Source organism: Streptomyces sp. NPDC050619 (assembly GCF_040654815.1).
Taxonomy (GTDB): domain Bacteria; phylum Actinomycetota; class Actinomycetes; order Streptomycetales; family Streptomycetaceae; genus Streptomyces.
This window is the reverse complement of the sequence record NZ_JBFAIR010000127.1, coordinates 1-1831: the sequence shown is the minus strand read 5'-3', so window position 1 is coordinate 1831 and position 1831 is coordinate 1. Positions and strand designations below refer to the sequence as shown.

Genomic DNA, 1831 nt, shown 5'->3' with positions numbered 1-1831 from the left:
AAGGTCCTTGCCAGGGCCGTCAACGCGTCAGCGGCCGACATGAATTCGTCGCGGGAGACCTCGTCGACCACCACGCACTCGCCCACCGAGACGGGATCCGCTGACCGCGGCTGACCGATCACCGTCAGCCCCGCTTTCCACGGACCCGAGCCGCCGTAGCTGTAGGCAGCCGTTCACCGAGTTTCAATGAATCTCAGTGATTCGCCCATTGCTGGGTGAAGGTCCCCGCCTCACTCAATACCGGGAGGTATCGATGCGGGGTAGACGCTTCAACGCCACCTGCCCCGCTGGGCGGGGTCTTACGGTCGGCTCCACGTCCGTTTCGCGTCTCCGGGCCACTCCCGGCGACGTGCCGCTCTACCAGCGCGGCAAGGTTGAGCGCCGCGTTCTCGTCCCTGTCGATGACCAGTCCGCAGGGCTCGCACACGTACATCCGTATCCGCAGGGGCAGTTTGGGTTTCACTGCATGACATCCGGAACACGTCTTGCTGCTGGGGTACCAGCGGCTGGCGACTGCGAGTCGTCCGCCGCACCACTGGGTCTTGTAGGCGAGCTGACGCCGGATCTCACCGAACCCGGCATCCGCGACGACGCGGGCCAGTCGCCGGTTCTTGAGCATCCCGGCGACGTTCAGGTCTTCGACCACGATCGTGCCGTACTTGCGCGCCAGGGAGGTGGTCAGCTTGTGCAGGGCATCGCGGCGCAGGTTCGCGGTGCGGTAGTGGACCTGGTTGCGGGCCTCGTTCGCCCGGCGCCACCGGTTGGAGGGAGCCTGTCCGGTGCGCCGGTTTGGCCCCTGACGGCGGGAGACCGTACGGGCCAGGCGCCCGAGTTTGCGCCGCGCAGCGTCGTAGTGGCGCGGGTTGGCTGCGGCCGGTCGGCCGTCGGAGAACACCGCGAGGGTCTTGATACCCAGGTCGACACCGATCACCGCGTCCGGCCGGGCCACTGGGCGTTCGGCCCGCTCGACCTCGAGGGTGAAGGACACGAACCAGCGCCCACTCTCGCGGCGTACGGTCGCGGACTTCACCGTCGCGGTGCCGTTCACGATCCGGCGGTGCAGCTTACGCGTGGACTCATGCGTCTTGATCGTCCCAAGGACCGGCAACGTCACATGCCTGCGGCTCTCCTCCAGCCGGATCGTGCCGGTGGTGAACCGAACGGAGGCAACGGCCCTGGCCTTGGTCTTGAAGCGGGGGAAGCCCATCTGCGGGCCCTTGCGCTTGCCCTTCTTCGAGTTCTGCCAGTTCTTGAGCGAGGTGGCCAGACGGTCGAGGCCGGTCGCGTACGCCTCCTTCGAGCACTCCGCCCACCAGGGCGCCACATCAGCCTTGGCCTGATTCCAGGCTTTACGCATGGAATACATCGACCACGACACAAGCGGCGTCAGCTCGTCCTTAGGGACACCGTAGGAGCGCTCCGCCTCCCGCTGGGAAAGGTTCGCTTTCACCCGCGCAAGGCCCCAGTTGAACGCCACCCGCGCCGCACCCGCATGCCGCAGCAGCGCCCCGACCTGACCAGGCGTCGGGTCCAAAGCGAATCGGTAGGCATGCGTAACGATCACCCCATCAGCCTACCGACCGCCACCGACAACACCCCGAGCTGCAACCGAAGTTGAGAAACACTGAGATTCGATGACGAAACCCGCAGCAGTTAGGAGCCCCCGCCGGCCACCGTGCCGCCGCGGGGGCTTCGGTCGTTCCGGGGCCGGGGCGTTGCTCGCGCGGGTGTCACCTCCGTCCCCGCTCCACCCTTCTTAGAGGTGCGCCTCCGATCCTGGCCCGGACCAGCGCGGCTGCGGCGAAGGGGCGGGCTCATGACGGAGGCGAGC

1 protein-coding gene is annotated in these 1831 nt (G+C 67.4%); it reads right to left on the bottom strand.

Annotation, left to right across the window (positions count from 1 at the left end; all coding sequences use genetic code 11):
• Window positions 1-193 precede the first annotated feature (193 nt).
• The gene (gene tnpB / locus AB0I77_RS53420) at window positions 194-1564 is read right to left on the bottom strand and encodes an IS607 family element RNA-guided endonuclease TnpB (RefSeq protein WP_363290309.1); all 1371 of its coding nucleotides are present in this window, start codon (window positions 1562-1564) and stop codon (window positions 194-196) included.
• Between the last annotated feature and the right edge of the window lie 267 nt (window positions 1565-1831).